At 42.6% G+C, this 17,338-nt stretch carries 11 protein-coding genes; all 11 read right to left on the bottom strand.

The genetic code is table 11. From position 1 onward, the window contains the following. Position 1: 1 nt before the first annotated feature. The 11 genes from CXM95_RS07590 to CXM95_RS07540 all read right to left on the bottom strand — a co-directional run bounded on the left by CXM95_RS07590 (position 2) and on the right by CXM95_RS07540 (position 17,328). On the bottom strand, positions 2 to 832 hold the full coding sequence (locus CXM95_RS07590; protein WP_008381415.1) for a prenyltransferase: 831 nt from the start codon (positions 830 to 832) through the stop codon (positions 2 to 4). A 331-nt stretch (positions 833 to 1,163) separates the two neighbouring features. Next, complete coding sequence (locus CXM95_RS07585) at positions 1,164 to 1,592, bottom strand: VOC family protein (RefSeq protein ID WP_008381416.1); 429 nt, start codon at positions 1,590 to 1,592, stop codon at positions 1,164 to 1,166. A 74-nt stretch (positions 1,593 to 1,666) separates the two neighbouring features. After that, on the bottom strand, positions 1,667 to 3,328 hold the full coding sequence (locus CXM95_RS07580; protein WP_086317323.1) for a phosphoenolpyruvate carboxykinase (ATP): 1,662 nt from the start codon (positions 3,326 to 3,328) through the stop codon (positions 1,667 to 1,669). 424 nt (positions 3,329 to 3,752) lie between these two features. Then, complete coding sequence (rlmD, locus tag CXM95_RS07575; protein WP_010749606.1) at positions 3,753 to 5,120, bottom strand: 23S rRNA (uracil(1939)-C(5))-methyltransferase RlmD; 1,368 nt, start codon at positions 5,118 to 5,120, stop codon at positions 3,753 to 3,755. A gap of 244 nt (positions 5,121 to 5,364) precedes the next feature. Beyond that, positions 5,365 to 7,194 carry a translational GTPase TypA gene (gene typA, locus CXM95_RS07570; protein WP_005236363.1) on the bottom strand — a complete coding sequence of 610 codons (1,830 nt, stop codon included), beginning with the start codon at positions 7,192 to 7,194 and terminating at the stop codon, positions 5,365 to 5,367. Positions 7,195 to 7,321: 127 nt separating this feature from the next. Continuing rightward, a complete protein-coding gene (locus tag CXM95_RS07565; protein WP_061054025.1) occupies positions 7,322 to 8,659 on the bottom strand; it encodes a sensor histidine kinase in 1,338 nt (445 codons plus the stop codon). Positions 8,660 to 8,686: 27 nt separating this feature from the next. Beyond that, the gene (locus tag CXM95_RS07560) at positions 8,687 to 9,388 is read right to left on the bottom strand and encodes a LytR/AlgR family response regulator transcription factor (protein ID WP_087627605.1); all 702 of its coding nucleotides are present in this window, start codon (positions 9,386 to 9,388) and stop codon (positions 8,687 to 8,689) included. A 197-nt stretch (positions 9,389 to 9,585) separates the two neighbouring features. After that, positions 9,586 to 10,044, bottom strand: coding sequence for a hypothetical protein (locus CXM95_RS07555; RefSeq protein ID WP_181159768.1), 459 nt, complete (start codon positions 10,042 to 10,044; stop codon positions 9,586 to 9,588). Further along, on the bottom strand, positions 10,044 to 13,115 hold the full coding sequence (locus tag CXM95_RS07550) for a glycoside hydrolase family 3 protein (RefSeq protein ID WP_233499104.1): 3,072 nt from the start codon (positions 13,113 to 13,115) through the stop codon (positions 10,044 to 10,046). Before CXM95_RS07550 ends, CXM95_RS07555 begins: the two co-directional genes overlap by 1 nt. An 80-nt stretch (positions 13,116 to 13,195) precedes the next feature. After that, positions 13,196 to 14,770 carry an MFS transporter gene (locus tag CXM95_RS07545; RefSeq protein WP_016611074.1) on the bottom strand — a complete coding sequence of 525 codons (1,575 nt, stop codon included), beginning with the start codon at positions 14,768 to 14,770 and terminating at the stop codon, positions 13,196 to 13,198. Further along, positions 14,767 to 17,328, bottom strand: coding sequence for an alpha-L-rhamnosidase (locus CXM95_RS07540; RefSeq protein ID WP_228766594.1), 2,562 nt, complete (start codon positions 17,326 to 17,328; stop codon positions 14,767 to 14,769). The genes CXM95_RS07545 and CXM95_RS07540 overlap by 4 nt, the downstream gene beginning before the upstream one ends. Between the last annotated feature and the right edge of the window lie 10 nt (positions 17,329 to 17,338).

The following is a 17,338-nucleotide window of genomic DNA, read 5'->3' as shown; positions in this document are numbered from 1 at the left end:
CTTAATCTTCTGCTAAGTGAGCAAGGATTTCTTGGTACCGTCGGGTGGCGAAGGAACTAATTTGTCCTTTTTTACAAAAATTCAGTTTCCCCAGTTTTGGTACAACCCGTTCTACAATAACATTGCCATTTTTAACTTTCGATTCAAACTGCTGCAAAGCCTCCAGAAACCGTGCGTCTTTTCTGGCAGAAGGATAAAAAGACAAGACATACAGATAATAAAAAAGATTGTACCCTCTAAAGGGGTATTCTGTCTGCATAAACAATGTGCCCATTCCGTAATGACAGGGACTGATTGGCTGACGAATCTCCCAATGAGCAAGCAAGCATTCGATTGCTTGATTAAGTGTTTCCATCTGTTCACGATCATGAGTATATCGAAAGGCATCAAGGACCGTTAACGTCGTCATCGGGGTTGAATAGCGGGTCTCCGGGCCGCGACCAAAACTGTATTTATTGCACTTCCAGCCGCCATCTGTTTCCTGAGTAGCAAGAAAATAGTGAAAGGTCTGTTGTAGCCGCGGGTCCCTTGCGTAACCAAGAGCACACAGCGTTCGCAAAGCCAGCGCTGTATGACAGGGATAAATCCCCCCTGATGGCGAAATTTTAAATCTGCCATCTTCTCTCCATCCTTGAAAGATCAATGCAGCGGTCTCTTTTAATAAGTTCTCCTCAGGCGACATACCAAGTTCAAGCAAATAATGAGGACACTCTAAGGTTGTAAAGGGTGCTCCTTTCAGTAATTTATGGTCTGGCGTCGACCATAAATCGGCGCCAAGATCATATTGACGGGAAATGATCGCTTCGATATCTTGCTGAACCGTCTGATCCATATTGTTCCTCCTCCATTTCTTAAGTGCCCTGCAATCAACGCAACAATCCTTATTGACCCACAATGCAACAGCTTCTAGAAAGATAAAATCGACGTTTTTCAACACATGAGTTAGATTTTTGTATTCGAATTGTCCAAATAAATTTTAGGAACCAACGAGTTTTTCAGGATGGACGTACTTAAAACAAGAGTGTTCAGATTTTCCTGATGACAGGTTCTAAAAAAGTTTCTCTCTAAACTCGCCTGATTATGCTAGCCCCTTAATGAAAGATCACCTTAATAAGAACGCGCTCACGCAATAATTTAATGCCACACTCTTCTAGTTAAAGGAATCAGGCATAATGAAATAGTTCAAAACGAATGCCTTCTGGGCTTTCAAAGAATAAGGCATAGTAGTTAGGAGCGATGCGCTCTTTGTACTCCATTGGTCGATCGTGAAGGATCTTTACCCCTAAGGCTTTTATTTTGGGAAAGATCGCATCTACTACTTCGCGGCTTTCCGCCTTAAACGCCATGTGCTGAACCGAGCCAGGTTTTCTTGAATCGATTTTCTCCTTCTTCCATTCTTTTCGTGGGGAACAAATACCGAAATCAAATGAATCCCCTATATATTCTACTACTTCCATATCGGCATGTTCTAAATACCCAGAATATTTCTTCTGAAGGTCGAAACCTAATAGTGCAAATAATTGATCATAAAAACCTTCTGCTTTTTTTACATCATTGACTGTGATTTGGATATGGTGAAACTGAATGTTCATAATCGCTCCTTTCTGGCTAACAAAATAAGTGTTTCAGGAAGAAAAGCCGCTTGCGGAAGTTTGATTCAATGGGATTAGCCAGGAAGCTCATTTAATGTAGAAATCACATTTCCCATTGCCTTTGCTACCTCTTTAGGCAACTTATTATAGCCATCATTTTCTGTTTCTTGAGCCAAAATAAAGTCCAGCCGTCCTTGCATCCGCTCTCTTAAATGAGCAACATAGGAGGCATCTTGAAAATCGACTTCGAACCCTGTTACTGGCAGGTAACTCATTTCTGTGATTTCACCAAACCTCTTAAAATTGGCCTCGCCTTTCACAATTTTTTCAATCGATGTCAGCGTGACTTCAGGTGTGACCTTCTTGTCTTTGTAAAAGCCTGTATTTAGAATATAACAAGCCGTTTGGTTTTCTTTGAATAAGTTCATGAAATGGGCAAAATCTTCTTTTAAAGGATAGACTCTAAATGGATTGGCATAAGGCTCGATGACCAGTTTATCTATATCCGTGGTCTCGACAACATGTTCAGCTGTCGTGCGCTTCGTAGCTAAGGTCAAACCAAAAACAGCGGCTAAAATCGGATCGTCAATTTTTACTACAGGAGGTAGCGTGTCATCTTTCATGATCCAAAATACTGCATCGATCGGCGAATCTAAATGATCCACCCGGTTAGGTGTGACATACCGTGACTTGACGGTTCGACCATTCCCGTTACGAATATCTTGGGTCACAAGCACCTTCTTTCCTTCCTCGTCTAAAGTAACCCCAACATTTTGACAGGTGATAAAGTAGCGGACATTTGGGTTGGTTAATGGATAATCCTGCGTTTTATCAAAATAAGAAGGCTCCAGAGCAGTGGACGCACCGTTTGTTTGATTGATCACAAACGCATCGTCATGCAGAACCTTGATATCATATTTGCCATCATGTTCTGCCAATGTAATGGTCGATTTTCCTGATCCTGAAAGACCAAAAGCAGCCATCGTAAATGTTCGATTCGGTAGCTGATATTGCTTCATTCCTCCATGACACGCCACAAAGCCATTGCGATGCGCGGTAGCCCAAGCCAAAGTTAATGTCGCTTTTTTCAATTCACCAAAATAGTTTAAGCCTAAGACTGCCGCAACATTGTGTTCAGGATCAAAGAGAGATAGCCCATAGGGAAAATCAGGATGTGTCCAGTCCGGATCAGCGTACAAGAATATATCTGTCTCTGGATAGTTCTTGGAGTGTTGATACCTTTCCTGCCATGATTTCGTCAGCATTTGAAAATTCAACAAATAAGAATAAAAATTGGTTTCATAGTACTCTGGTAGCAACAGGTGTGCTTTGACCATAAACGCTTCGTCTAACCCTACAACAACTTCACCGCCATAGAATTTTTTACGTGTCCCTTGAAATAAAGCATCTCTTAAAATCCCTTCATACAATTTTCGATCAATCCCGGGATGTCCGATGATGCGTCGAGCTGCCGCTGTCCGTCCAACAACTTTTCCGTCATTAAACACGATGACTTTAGCATCCTCTGGTAGTCCTAACTCCTTGGTGTGTGTGACCCGCATATCCGTAAGAATAGCACCAGAAGATTCTTTTGCTAAGCAATAGGCCGTGGCTAGATCATGAATCCAAGTGACATTGTTCCCATAAAAAGCTGACTCTATCAACACTTTAAAACTCGACAAATGCGTATTCTGCGGTGTAATCTCTTTGTGTGAAAATGCACGAATCGTTGCCATGTGTAATCCCTCCTAACAAAAATTTTCTATTCACTACGTTTATTATAATACTTTCTAATCACCACACGCCATATTTTTATACACATTAACTATAAATTGCCGACAAACCATTTTGTTAAAGGATTTGGCTGTCTGCATATTTGTAGCTTCACTGCTTTTTGCATTGATTTTGTCCCCGCTCATCATTAGTGAGAAAGAACAAAAAAACTGGAACAAAAAAGAATGTCTTTCTGTTCCAGTTTCTGGTTTTATATTTCATCCATTCTAAACGTCACAATCGACGTAACTAGATAGACAGATGGGTTTTAGTTGCTTATTTCTCAATTGACTTGCTTTCTCTAGTAACTTTGCTATCGTAAGATTTTATGACATTTACCATAAAAAGAATTCAAAATCAAAATTGCTGAAAAAAACTTGTTGTTTCTTAACCACGTTCTAACAACACGACACACTCCACATGGGTCGTTTGTGGGAACAAATCTACAGGTTGAACTTCTTTTGTCACATACCCTTCTTCCGCAAACAACGCGAGATCACGAGCCAAGGTTGCTGGATTGCAGGAAATGTAAACGATGCGCTCTGGTTTAACCGCAGCAGTCGTTTCGATAAAGCTAGCATCTAAACCTTTGCGAGGTGGATCAACGAAGACGACTGTCGGTTGAATGCCTTCGCGTAGCCATTGCGGCATGATTTTTTCGGCTTTACCGATAAAGTAATGCACGTTTTCGACACCATTTCTTTTGGCATTGGCTTTGGCATCGTTCACTGCTTCAGGAATGACTTCCATCCCTAACACTTCTTTCACGCGATCAGCCAAACTAATCCCGATCGTTCCGATTCCTGCATAAGCATCCACAACGACATCATTTTCAGACAGTTGCGCCATCTCGAAGGCGGTTTGATACAAGACTTCTGTTTGCGCTGTGTTGACTTGGTAGAAAGATTTCGCTGAGATTTGGAAGGTTTTACCTAATAATTGATCATCGATCGATGACTTGCCATACAACACACGCTCGAATTCCCCCATGATCACATTGGTTTTTTCTTCATTGATGTTTTGAATGACAGAAACAACTTCTGGAATCTCTTCGTGGATCACTTCCGCGATTTCTTCTCCTTTGAAGAATTTCGGTTTACGTGTCACTAATACGACCATCATTTCACCTGAGTGATGCCCACGACGAACGACAATGTGGCGTAAGAACCCTTCATGGGCTTCTTCATTGTAGGCTTTGACGTTGAACCGCTGCAAAATATCTCTGACTTTGATGATTGCTTGATCGATGTTTGGATCTTGAATATAAAAGTCTTCGATCGGTACCAGAGTATGGCTGTTTTTGCGGTAAAATCCAGTCGTTAATTCCCCATGGATTTTTTGCACAGGGATTTGCGCTTTGTTGCGGTAACCAAATGGTTTTTCCATTCCGATTGGCGCATTGACTGTGATTTCAGGCAATTTGGCGATTTTAGCCAAAACATTCTCTACTTGCTGCTGTTTGAAGGCTAATTGTTTGTCATAGCTCAAATGACTCAATGGAGCGATCCCGGTGCGCAACAATGCTTCATTCGGCAATTCTTGCCGATCAGGACTTGCTTGCAACAATTTCATCACTTTGGCAAAACCAAATTTGTTGCCGACTTTCAACACTTTGACTAAGGCACGTTCATTTGGCAGGGTGTTTTCAATAAATAATAAGTACCCATCGACTTTGGCGATCCCATTTCCTTCATGGGAAAGATCCAAAATATCAACTTCAAGTTCCTGATTCTTTTTAACAGGATAATTTTTCATAGATTTCTCCTTTGTGCTTGCTTTCTTCATTTTAAAAAGGAATGGCCGAAATTGCAAGCGGTGCTTATTCTAACGGTTCAACTTGACTTCGAGCAAAAAAGAACCGAAGGAGGGAAATCGGCTGATTGCTTTTTCTGGGTCCTGCGGCGAAGAGCCGCTGCAACACAGGAGCAATCCCTTTTCCATCCTTCGGAAAATCGAACAGATCAGAAGTGTTTAAAACTTTTGATCACTGTTTTAGTTATCAGTTATTTTTCTTTTTCTGTGATTTTTCCCGTTCGCTCTTGTTCAAGATTTGTTTTCTTAAACGAATGCTTTCTGGTGTTACTTCACAGTATTCATCATCATTCAAGAATTCCAGTGATTCTTCCAAAGAAAGAATACGAGGTTTCTTGATAACTGAGGTTTGGTCTTTGTTTGCTGAACGGACGTTGGTCATTTGTTTTGCTTTCGTGATATTGACCGTTAAGTCTTTGTCACGAGAGTTTTCACCAATGATCATTCCTTCGTACACTTCGGTACCTGGTTCAACGAAGACCGTTCCACGTTCTTCAATACTCATGATCGAGTAAGTCGTTGCTTTTCCTGTATCGATCGATACAAGTGCACCTTGATGACGGCCACCAATTTGTCCTTGGATCATTGGCAAATATTGATCGAAGGTGTGGTGCATGATGCCGTAGCCGCGAGTCATTGATAGGAATTCTGTCGTGTAACCGATTAAGCCACGAGCTGGTGCCAAGAAAATGATCCGTACTTGTCCATTCCCTGTATTGATCATATCTTGCATTTCTGCTTTACGCATTCCCAATGATTCGATTACTGATCCCATGTATTCTTCTGGGGTATCGATTTGCACCCGTTCAAATGGTTCGCATTTCACGCCATCGATTTCGCGTTCGATAACTTCTGGACGAGAAACTTGCAATTCAAAGCCTTCACGACGCATATTTTCGATCAAAATTGACAAATGAAGTTCGCCACGTCCAGAAACGATCCATGAATCAGGTCCGATTGGATCCACACGCAATGAAACGTCTGTTTGCAATTGCGCCATTAAGCGTTCTTCAATTTTACGAGCGGTTACGAATTTTCCTTCGCGACCCGCAAATGGTGAATTGTTCACGATAAAGGTCATTTGCAAAGTTGGTTCATCAATGTGTAAAACAGGTAATGAATCTTGATGATCGATTGGTGTAACAGTTTCACCAACGAAGATATCTTCCATCCCAGAAACGGCAATCAAATCACCGGCTTTGGCTTCTTGGATTTCTAAACGTTTCAAACCGAAGAAACCGAAAAGTTTCGTCACACGGAATTTTTTAACTTCTCCGTTTAATTTCATCAATGCAACTTGGTCGCCGACTTTGATTGATCCGCGGAAGACACGGCCAATACCGATACGTCCAACGTAGTCATTGTAATCAAGCAATGATACTTGGAATTGCAATGGTTCGTCGCTGTTGTCGATTGGCGCTGGAATATGTTCGATGATCGTATCAAACAATGGTGCCATCGTTTTTTGTTGATCAGCAGGATCATCTGATTCACTTGAAGTTCCGTTAATCGCAGAAGCGTAGATCACTGGGAAGTCCAATTGGTCATCGTCGGCACCTAATTCGATAAATAGTTCTAAGACTTCATCGACAACATGCTCAGGACGAGCAGATGGTTTGTCGATTTTGTTGACAACTACGATTGGCACTAAGTGTTGTTCCAACGCTTTTTTCAATACGAAACGTGTTTGAGGCATCGTTCCTTCATAAGCATCAACAACCAAAACAACACCATCGACCATTTTCATGATCCGCTCTACTTCACCACCAAAGTCCGCGTGTCCTGGGGTATCCATGATATTGATTTTTGTACCGTTGTATTCAACCGCTGTATTTTTCGCTAAGATCGTGATGCCACGTTCTTTTTCGATCGCATTTGAATCCATCGCCCGTTCTTGTAATTGGGTATGGCTATCTAACGTTTGGGATTGTTTCAATAATTCATCAACTAATGTAGTTTTTCCGTGGTCAACGTGGGCAATAATAGCGACGTTGCGGATATCATTTCTAATATTCAATTTATAAACTCCTTTTTTGGTGACATTGCACTCGACAAGCCATTATACCAGAATTTCTTTCTGAAATATAGTGCAAAGTTTTCATTTTTACAGAAAAAGCAGACATCTTAGCGATATCTGCTCCAATTTATCCTCGTTTTGGCATAGAATGCCTTACGGGAAACAGCAATTTCAGTTCAAACCAGCCATCTTCTGTTTGGATCACCATCGTTCCTTTGTATTTATTCACCGTTTCGCGGACACTTTTTAATCCATACCCATGAAAATGTTTGTCTTTCTTGGTAGTGATCGGCAAGCCGTTTTCAAACGTTAAGGGTTCTTCGTAGCGATTTTCTAGGCAGATCAAAAGCATCTCCCCTTTACGGCTGATTTTCAATTGAATCAAGCGATTATCTTCTTTGGTGATTTTGCGGACACTTTCAATGGCATTGTCGATAATATTACCAAAAAGCGTACTGATATCCACTGAATTCATAAAAGAAAGGCTTGCCCCATCTGCAATCACGGTGAAGGTGATTTTTTCTTTCTGACAAAAGATTTGTTTTCCTGTCAAAACAATATCTAACACACTATTGCCAGTGTCCATCCTTAAGTCATACGAGTTGATTTCTTTTTCCATGACAGCCAAATAATCCTGTGTCTCCTGCGAGAGAGGATCATTTTTCAAAATATTGATCAAGTGTTTCAGGTCGTGATACTTTTGATTAATGATCTCAATGCTTCTTTCCGAGGTTTGATAATTGATCATTTGATTTTTTAGCAAGCTTTCTAACTTCTGAACCTCAAATTTTTGTTTCATTTCATTCAATTGAACGTGGTAGGCAAACAGCAGCGCCACTCCCCCAAAATCCACCATCGTTCGAATATTAAAAATATCTCTAGCCATGCTGCCACTAAAAGGAGTATTTTGATACACATAGCTGATATTGCTCATGGTGAAAACAACGATCACGATAATCATCACCGAAGTGATTTCTCGATAGGTGATCACTTGTTCGGCACTTTCGATCACAAATCGTTTTTCCAATTTGTACAAAAGGCCTAACAGCATACTGCATCCCAAAAAAATAAACGCATAGGTCCCGATATAATCGAAGGAAACTTTGAAATCCAGTACAAGGAAATAGTAGATTTGATACGTGAGTGATGCAGCAAATTCACCTACGATAAATGCCCGTGCAGTGAAATACAAGGCATTTTTCCACGGAATCTCAGCAGTGGTAAAAAGAAATAGAAACATTATAAGTGCTGAAATTATAATGATCGGAATAAAATAGACTTGTGAGACATCGGCATTGATGATTTCCATATGCAGATACAAGATCAAAAGGAATACAAAGACCCGCCCAATTTTTTTCTTGGTTAGCTTCTCTGTTTTCGTCAGTAATACGAAAAGTAAGGTACTCATCCAATAAGCGATCGCATAAAAAATACCTGGAGTTTCTGATAGTTGATACGGGGACAAAATTGCTTCACCTCATCTAATAGTCATTTAGACATGCCATTGTTTCGCCAGTGTATCCATGATCAATTTGCGTTTTCCTCGGCTGATAGGCAACTCTGCTTCTCCAACGATCACAGTCGAATGATTAATACCCGTGATATGCCTCAGATTGACAATAAACCCACGATGGATCCGTAAAAAACGATCTGGTTGTAACTGCTGTTCCAATTCCCGCATGACACCGATCGATTCTAATTCTTGATCCGTTAATTTAAAAATCAATTTATGTCCTTGGCTTTCCACGTACTGAATCGCGTCTTGATTGACGCGATAATAATTCTGTCCGGCTTTAATACGCAGAAAACTGTCTTCTTTCATCTTCAGTCGCTTGATTGTTTTTTTTAAATACTCCGACAACGAATAATAATTAAAGGGTTTAAGGATATAGCCAATTGCATTGACATCATAGCCTTTGACTGCATATTGCGCCGTACTGGTAATAAAAATGACGAAGACATCGGAATCCCGCTTGCGAATTTCCTCGATCGCTGACATTCCATCGATCAATGGTAGATGGATATCCATCAACAGCAAATCAAATTCCGAGTCATAACGCTCTACGAAATCATACCCATCATGAAAGGTTTCTACTTGAAAAACGACTCCTTCTTTTTCTTGAAAAGTTTGTAAATAAGACAAGAGCTGTTGCCGATATTCTTCTTGATCTTCCACGATTCCAACACGGATCATGCGCTCACCAGCCCGCTGCGTTTTTTTATAGTCATAGTATTCAATCTCCCTCCTCATAAAAAGTAAAGCGTTTTTTTTGTCGTTTTTCTTTTTTTATTTTAACATAGTTCGTTATTTGTGAATCGATTGTTTTTACGCAGGAAAAGCATAGAGAACGAACGCTTTCACGTCATCTCTATGCTTTATTTTTTATCGCTTTAACCAGTAACTGTTTTCTTCTGTCCAACATCGAAAAAGGCTGCGATGACAGAGATCAACCAAGTGGCTACGAAGATAACGATGATCATGATGGCTTGTGAGCCCGCATCGAACGCCGCTTCATTGTTCATTTCAAGGTTAGAGCCGAAAATATAGCCAAAGGATTCAAGTCGCATGCTGATGAAGCGCACTCCACCTAAGATAATCAATAAACTAGCTACGATACGGCTGATATCAGCTGCCATTAACAGTGATTTGGTTTTTGCATGAAAGGATAACCCAATCGTCAAAAGCAGGAATACTAGCGCTGCTGCTAACAAATACAAAACATTGACTTGCATGTCTTGATAATACGCTTTATTAACGTTGGAGATATACAAGAAGACCAAACTCGTCGTAAGGACGAAAACCAGCAGATAGATATACAAACTGATTTTTTGTTTCTTTAGCATTGTCATCATTGTTCCGCTCCCTTCTTCTTCATTGAAATAAAGACATAGCCACCAAAGCTAATAACTGCTACTGCAAGGCCGCCATAGATTCCGACGGTCATGGCTGTCTCCCACCATGGCGTAATTCGGATCGTCTGAACATTTTGGGCGGCACTTTGGGCATAGGCATATAATTGATACTTCATGTTTTCTCTCGCTTGTTCAACAAATTGCGCATCTTGGGCTGCCAAATCAACGGTCAGATAAGGCCAAGCCTCTAAGACATTCGCCATCGTCTCATTTGAGGCAAAATCTGCCATCATCGTAACGCCTGCCATAATAATGGATTCTGGACGGAAGTAGCCGTTGTTGTTGACCATATCTGTCGTCAATAAGCCATTAAAGCCCCACTCTTCTCGTAAAATATTGATCAACATTGGGACAGAATTATTCCCATTCGTTGCTCCGATCCGACTGAAGGTCACCATTGCACCTAACGCGCCCGCATCCTCAAATGATCCTTGGAAGGCACGTAAATCGCCTTCACGGGCTTTTTGCTCCGTCATATAAGGCGCGATGCCACTTCGTTGTGTTTCTTGATCATTAAATGCCAGATGTTTTGGACCGATTATGATTCCGTAGTCCAAGGCACCTTTGACTGTATTTTCCGACATATAATTAGACAACATTGGGTCTTCCGAATAGTATTCATGGTTTCTTCCGTTGTAAGGGGTCCGATGAATATTAGCTGCTGTCCCCCAAATCAAGTAATTTCCACTCCATAGACCGTCATTACCAAGTAAGTTGCCCCATTCTTCTGCCAGCTCATGACTAAAGGTGCTGCCGATGATCGTAGCATTTGCCATCGTTCCTAGATGGTAATCAGCATTTTCATCATCTTCATTTAACCCTCGACCACTTAGCGTTGTGCCGAAACCATTCGGACCGTCATTTTGATAAACGAGTGGCGAATTGATTTCTTCAATGACATCACTCGTACTTCCACCTTTAGCGATTCGCGGTATCAAAATGTCTAAAGGAATCTGATTGACTAGCTGATCCCAACGAATATCATCGATGTCAGTGACCCCTGCCATATCAGAAAACATCAATGGGTCTTCGATTCCATCTACATTGGCTTCCCCATTTTCCGTAAATTGATAGTTTTCATTCGCAAGGTTTTGGACCCATTCTTCCACTTTGTCACCGTCGATCGTCAAATCGTCATAGGTTCGAGGAAAAGTTCCTGCCCAATCTTGTCGAGTAAGATAGGTGGCATAGTCTGGTTTGTAGTAGTTGATGTCGGCATCTTCCAGCTGATTCACGATCGCCGTGCCATTTTCAGAATAAGCAAATGTTTCTTCGTCAACGGTTCCTTCTTCACCGATCGCCACACTCACTACCTGAGCTTCATTTCCATCGGTATCATGCCCTTTAGCTGCCAATACTGCATTGACGGCTTCGTGTGCTCCATCACCAACAGCAAAATAATAATCGCCGCCATCTAAAATATACCCGCCTAATCCGTCTTTCGCTGTCGAATCCCAGCTAGCCATATATTTCATGTCAACTTCGATCGTAACTGTTTGCGATTCAGAAGGCTCTAATAGCTCTGTTTTCTCAAATCCGATGAGATTGACAGCTGCCTTTTCGATGTTTTGCTCACGATTATAGTCCGTGTATGGCGCATTAAAGTATAGCTGACTAGCAAATTTACCGCTTACATTTCCTGTATTGGTAACAGTCACTGTCGCAGTTACTTTATTGTTTTCTTCGTCGATATCGATCGCATCTAAACGCTGGTCAAAGGTCGTATAAGAAAGACCAAACCCAAAATCATAGGTCACTTCATTGGCATAATCCCAAACGTCTGCCCCATCGATCGCACCGACGTTGCTATCGGCTTGTCCAGCACCGACCACTGTATCATAATAGCGGGTTTCATAATATTTATAACCGGTATAAATTCCTTCGGCTTGGATCAAGTAGTGGTCGGCAGCTAATGACGCATCCCCACCAAAGCTTCCTAAAGGAGAAGTTGCTGGCAGTTCCCCCATCAAGGATTCCTCAAAACGAATTTGAGATAGATCATCCAACTCAATTTTACCAAAATTCTGCATCGCAGGGGAATTCGCAGTTGCAACAGCATAGGTGTCCGTCAAGCGTCCTGAAGGATTGACTGCTCCCGTCAAAATATCGGCAACACCTAAGAAGCCATAAGCACCAGGGAACCCAACGTACAAAATAGCATCGATGGCATCGTCTTTTTCCAGCTCGTCGATTTCCATCGTCGAACTGCTGTTGATCATAACGATCACGCGATCGAAGTTTTCTTTCGCAAGCTCAATCAAGGCTTTCTCATTTTCAACTAGACCTAGCGGCGTATCCGTACCATAAACTTCTTGATCGATGCCTTTTTCTCCAGGATAGTAATCACTGCCCTCAGAGCCTGGTCGTGAAATCACCACAATGGCGGCATCATTATACTCAGCAAAGCTTTCTGTAAAGTCGGAATCATCATTTTGTGCCGTCTCATAAAGATCTGTTGCTGGTTCAGATGGTTCATAAGGGGTTGAAAAATTAGCTGGACGATGCCCGTAGATCGGAACGGTATTCCCAAAACGCTCAAAAGAGCCGGTCTGGATCTCCCCCAGACCATTGTAGATCTCCGTCATCGTAGGATTTAATTCAAATCCTCGTTCCTCTAAAGCTTCTTGCAGATTGATTTGGGAATCGCCAACAACGGTACTCCCCATTGTCCCACCTAAAAATGGATAAGCACTCCCCATCCCCAACAAGGTGACCCGATTCTCTGTTTCCGCTAGGGGCAACGCTTGATTTTGATTTTTTAATAAAACGGTCCCTTCTGCTGACATTCGTTCACCCAGGTCACGATGTGCTTGGATCAGCTCCGCACTAGTTTCGTAATCAGAAGTGAATTTGTCATCATTGATGATTTTGGTACTTGAAGTCCCAAGGGCACCATCAATGATCGGGCGCCACTGATCTGCAACGCCGGTCAAGCCCATCAAAGCACCTGACATCGATAATGACAGTGCAGTCATCCCTCTGCATAGTCGTGATAGATTTTGATTCATGTAGATTTCCTCCTTTTTTCAACTCATGTTTTCCCTTTGGATATGTTTCTTGAATGGTATTTTCTTATCTACTCCCTCCTTTAGGTTTTCATCGCTTCTTGCGATTGTTTTGCCCGTTGTTCTTCTAAAATCAATCGTTCTTGGGGATCGATCCATTCTCCGCCAGATTGGAGAACCTTTTCCTTCTGACTAGCTAAGATCAGCGCCTGATCTTCTTTCGTGTGCTTTTCTACGGTTAGAAAAAGGAGCAAGATCGCAATACCCGCATAACAAATCAACTCAAACCCTAAAAATGCCCAAACAAGAACGGACGAAACTTGTGCGTTTTGGGTGACAGCAGTCGGGTCATAGCCGCTGAGCGTCAGCAAACTGTTGACTAAGGCATTCCCAACCCCTGTCAGACCTACCATGATCGAACCGTAAACAGACATCGTAAACCCATCGCTACGAAAGCCATTTTTGGCTTCTAAGTGATCCAGCACATCTGAAAGTAGCGCTAGTGTCACAAACATCGCAGGCACAGCACCGATCCCTTTTAAAACCAAACCGATGGCAACCGTTGTGAAATCATGGACATCGATAAAACTGATCAGGCCACCTACCACAGCAAAAACGATCCCTAGCAAAACGGAATTGCGTTTACCCAGTTTGTTTGCCAGCGGCCATGCCACCAACATCCCAATTGCGGTCGGTAAACCAGCGATCAAACCTAGTGAGCCCATTGCGACACCGGCAGAGGCTTCGTCGACCACGGAACTAAACATCCAGCGAGCGTAATACCCCATCGATCCGTTTTTTACGAGCCCACCGAACTGGAACAAGAAGAAGTAAGAGATGATCAACCACCAATACTTATCCGAAATACAGGCGGAGAACTGCTTTTTCAAAGAAATCTTCTCTTCTTTGATCGCTAGTTTGGCGTTTTCTTCAGTGATTCGTTCTCGGGTAAAGTAATACTCTAAGAAAATGGCTAGAAACGTCGTGACACATAAAAAGATCATCATCACGCGCCAGTTGTTATAGCTAGCTGCTCGATCGATCACACCCTCCGTCGAAACGAAAAGATAGCTTTGTAACAAGATCGGCACTAAGATACTTCCGCCTAACCCGACAGCCGCTACACCCGAGGCATTAGAAAATGTCGCTAATTTGCCGCGCTGATTACTATCTCGTGTGGATAAGGCGACCATGGAACTATGTGCTGTGTAAAAGAATGGATAGGCTACGGCGTAATAAAAATTATAGGAAAACGCCAGCCAGATCATCTGTAACGTCGGGGATGCGTTCGTTGGTGTAATGAATAGAAATACGATCGCTATCACCAATAACGGTGCAGAAATCAACATATACGGTCGAGCTTTTCCCTGGCTGGTTCGCGTATTATCGATTAATCGACCAACGAATAAGTTACCCAAAATGACAAAGACCACTGAGATTAATGGTAATAAGGCTGAAAAATGCCCGAACTGATTTGTATCTGTCCAACCAATCACATCTGAATAATAACGGTTCAAATAGGCACCGAAGATCGCATTGGAAAGCAATGCCAAAAAAGGCCCAATAAAATATCCTAGAAAAACTTCTTTCTTTTCGACTTTTGCGGTGGTGATTTTAGTCTTGAAGGCGGGCGCTTCAAAGAGTGTTTTGACTTTCATGCGCTGCTTCCTCCTATTGCTTCTGAAAAATGATACTGTCCGTTGGTCAACTGATGGCGCTGACCACTAGGCATTTGTAAATAAGCGGTCGTCCCGATAGGTACCTGCACTTCAATCGAAAAGTAACCATCAGCGATCTGCCAATTGCTGATAATTTCGCCATAACTACACCTTACTTTCGTCTTGGCAAAGGTCAGATCACCACCAATGATCGGTCGCACAGTGAACGCTTGATAGCCGCCTTTGATCGGTTCGATCCCGGCGATCCGCCGATAGAAAAAGTCGCCGACTGCCCCGCTGGCATAATGATTGAAGGAAACCATTCCATTGGTTCCATCATCGGCACCCGTATTACTAGTACCGTCTTCTCTCAAGGCATCCCAGCGTTCCCAAATCGTTGTGCCGCCAGCTTTTACTTGAAAAAGCCAAGATGGGCAGGTATCTGTTAAAAGCATTCGATAGGCTTCTTCTACATACCCATTATCTGCCAATGCAAACAAAATATACGGGGTACCAGGAAAACCGGTGCCGATATGATATTCGTTTTCTCGTACCAAACGTGCCAGGTTGGCTGCCGCTTTTTTCGCATCTGTCTCTGAAAGCATTTGGTAATAAAGCGGTAAGACATACGCAGTTTGAAATTCTTTTTTCACACGGGCATCTTTGTCCATCAGTAATTGGCGATAAGCAGTGGATGTTTCATGAAAAATTTTCTGATAGTACGTGCTATCTTCAGAATAGCCCAAGATCGTTGCAATCTGTGCTAAAAGATTGCTGGTGTTGGCAAGGCTAGCCGTGCCTGTCCATTTGCCCCGCAGCATCCACGTCCAAAGTTTGCCTTCAGGGGCGACCCAATCGCCATAATGATGCAGCAAACGCCAAATTCGTCGGTGCTTGCCAAAGGAAAACAGTTGTGCCCAAAACAGACACGCTTTGTGGTATTTCTTCATCGCATGGTATGTGGTGCGCAGGATTTCTGGATCACCACTACTTAAGTACTCCGCCCATGGAACCAAAATCACGGCATCTCCCCAGTGATCAACGGCCATTGGGATCATGATCTCCCATTGAAAAGGCACGACCACCAGCGGTACGGTTACTGGAATTCCGCCACTTTTTCTTTGTTCTGAACGGACATCTTGAAGCCACTTCTCATAAAAACGACGCATATCAAAGTTAGTAGAAGCCGTTCGAGCAAACAAAGCAATATCCCCGGTCCAGCCCATTCGTTCATCCCGTTGGGGGCAATCGGTGGGAATATCGACAAAATTAGATTTTGCTCCCCACAAAATGTTGCTTTGCAACTGATTCAACTGAGGATTAGAACAAGTAAAAGAGCCGGTTTCCCTTACGTCAGAATACAAAGCGATTCCTTCAATGGTGATTGCTTCTGGATCGATTCCTTCGACACTCAGATAGCGAAAGCCCATGTAGGTCAACCGTGGCTGATAGACTTGCTTTCCCTCCTTGCAGGTGTAAATAATTGCTTGCTTCGCAGTCCTGAGCGGTTCGGTAAACAGTTCGCCATCCATCAAAATTTCAGCATGTCTGATCGTTAGTTTCTGACCTTCATTTCCTTGAATGGTCAGCTTGACAATACCGGCAAAATTTTGCCCCATGTCATAGAGCCATTTTCCACTCGGTGATCGTGTCATTGACGTTGGCTCAAAAACCTCATGCTCTCGCACAGGTACACCAATTTGGGCAATGATCCGCGGCTTGATTTTGACTGTTTCAAGGGAAGCTGGTTGCCACGAGCGTTGCGTTTCATGGAACCGTGCATCGTAAATTTCGCCGTTGTAAAATTCCGCCTCTTTTAACGGACCCTCCATTGCTGTTTGCCAGTTTGTATCAGTAACGATCTTCTCAAAAGACCCATCACTGTATTCAATGTGAACCTCCGCTAAAAAGGCTTGTCTTTTGGCATAGACGCGGTTGCGTCGTGCGTAGGTAAACGCACCAGAAGCCCATCCTCCTGCCACGACAACTTCCATTTCGTTGCTCTTTGCCAACTGTTTTGTGATGTCATACGTTTGATACTGCAACTGATGTTTATAAGAGGTGAAACCTGGAGCAAAATAGTCGCGACCAATTTTTTCTCCATTCAGGGTCATCTCATAGATCCCTAACGCTGTGGCATAAATCCGTGCCTTAACAACTGACTTTTCACAGGAAAAGGTATGTTTGAAGTACATCGGTTTTGGCGATGCTTTCTTCTCCGTAAAACGATAACTTCCATTGGTGATCCATGATGCTAAAAATGAACCGTCCATCTTCCCCGTCTCAAAATCGCAACTGGCTGCTGCTTGATTTCCTTGATCATCTTCTACTGTCAAATGGACGGTATAGGTGGCGAAAGGCTCCAATGGCGGACCATCGTAATAATGATGGTTCCCACTGGTCGCATCGCACGTCCATTCCCCCAGCGTTAAGACTGCTTTTTTGATCGTTGTATTTTGTCTTTGACTGGCAACGGTATAGGAAAAACAAGGATTGGACTTATCAGTGACGCATTCTTTTTCTAAATCTTCAACAGTAAAACGCGTAATCTCTAGCATACATCCTCCT

Origin of the sequence: Enterococcus sp. CR-Ec1, assembly GCF_002850555.1 — a bacterium.
GTDB classification, from domain to species: domain Bacteria; phylum Bacillota; class Bacilli; order Lactobacillales; family Enterococcaceae; genus Enterococcus_D; species Enterococcus_D entomosocium.
Note: the sequence above shows the minus strand (reverse complement) of the source record. Positions and strands in the feature narration are given on the sequence as shown.

Bases quoted from the DNA above. Each gene is read 5' to 3' on its own strand.
- CXM95_RS07590 (WP_008381415.1), bottom strand. From the start codon at position 832: ATGGATCAGACGGTTCAGCAAGATATCGAAGCGATCATTTCCCGTCAA.
- CXM95_RS07585 (WP_008381416.1), bottom strand. From the start codon at position 1,592: ATGAACATTCAGTTTCACCATATCCAAATCACAGTCAATGATGTAAAA.
- CXM95_RS07580 (WP_086317323.1), bottom strand. From the start codon at position 3,328: ATGGCAACGATTCGTGCATTTTCACACAAAGAGATTACACCGCAGAAT.
- rlmD (WP_010749606.1), bottom strand. From the start codon at position 5,120: ATGAAAAATTATCCTGTTAAAAAGAATCAGGAACTTGAAGTTGATATT.
- CXM95_RS07560 (WP_087627605.1), bottom strand. From the start codon at position 9,388: ATGATCCGTGTTGGAATCGTGGAAGATCAAGAAGAATATCGGCAACAG.
- CXM95_RS07555 (WP_181159768.1), bottom strand. From the start codon at position 10,044: ATGACAATGCTAAAGAAACAAAAAATCAGTTTGTATATCTATCTGCTG.
- CXM95_RS07550 (WP_233499104.1), bottom strand. From the start codon at position 13,115: ATGAATCAAAATCTATCACGACTATGCAGAGGGATGACTGCACTGTCA.
- CXM95_RS07545 (WP_016611074.1), bottom strand. From the start codon at position 14,770: ATGAAAGTCAAAACACTCTTTGAAGCGCCCGCCTTCAAGACTAAAATC.
- CXM95_RS07540 (WP_228766594.1), bottom strand. From the start codon at position 17,328: ATGCTAGAGATTACGCGTTTTACTGTTGAAGATTTAGAAAAAGAATGC.